Raw genomic sequence first — 787 nt, 5'->3', positions numbered from 1 at the left:
TTTTTCATTCTCCGCCTCTTTCATCATCAGGAATACTTCCATTGCTGCGCGTAGTGGGTTTTGATTGAATGATTCCTCATCTGTATAATATGTATTTCTGGTTATATGAGAAACATCATCAAATCCACTTGCAGCAAATGGAGTGCTGTAACCATCACTATATTCATTCCCTGGAATGATAATGCTGATTCTGTTTTTTAAAATAATAGGCCATGCGTCCGCTGGGTTGTTGCATGGGGAGAAGCTCACCATCGCACCTCTATCGCCATCACTGATATATATTCTACCGAACTTTTCTAAAACAGAGTCAGTGCCATTAATATTAACAGCCACAGCCTTATTAATCTCAAAGTCTGATTTGTCACTATATTTGTTCATTTAACACCATCCTGTAATTTCCATTTCGTCGTAATCAATAAACCATGGCTCAATTTCATCGATTCGAATGCCCATATCATCTAACGAAGGATACCCTTCAATTCCTTTATCTTTAGACCAGTCGAATTGCTCAGTCAGCCATTCTTCGTCTTTAAAGTTATTGAATGCCATTTGTTGAAAACACTCAGCGCAGAACATGGCGAACCCCGCTTTTTCATGGCTTCCGTGTTTCTTAGCTCTATACTCTGCGTCACAATAAAATTTATTAACTTGCTCACACTGAGTTTTAAATTTATCTTCATCGATAACAGTGACAACCATTTCTAAATCTTTTTGCCACGCACCAGAGCTTATTTTAATTTGTCTCATCTGAAAACCTCCGCACACACTAATTCAACATTCCGCACAG

2 protein-coding genes are annotated in these 787 nt (G+C 38.4%); both read right to left on the bottom strand.

Translation table 11 applies throughout. The features are described 5' to 3' along the window. Positions 1–378, bottom strand: a 378-nt coding sequence (locus HMPREF3119_RS18335; protein ID WP_070580515.1) for a phage protein NinX family protein, incomplete at its 3' end; no start/stop codon positions are given. Continuing rightward, positions 379–747, bottom strand: coding sequence for a DUF2528 family protein (locus HMPREF3119_RS18330; protein WP_070580513.1), 369 nt, complete (start codon positions 745–747; stop codon positions 379–381). It abuts the gene before it with no gap. Between the last annotated feature and the right edge of the window lie 40 nt (positions 748–787).

Origin of the sequence: Morganella sp. HMSC11D09 (assembly GCF_001807955.1) — a bacterium.
Taxonomy (GTDB): Bacteria; Pseudomonadota; Gammaproteobacteria; order Enterobacterales; family Enterobacteriaceae; genus Morganella; species Morganella morganii.
Note: the sequence above shows the minus strand (reverse complement) of the source record. Positions and strands in the feature narration are given on the sequence as shown.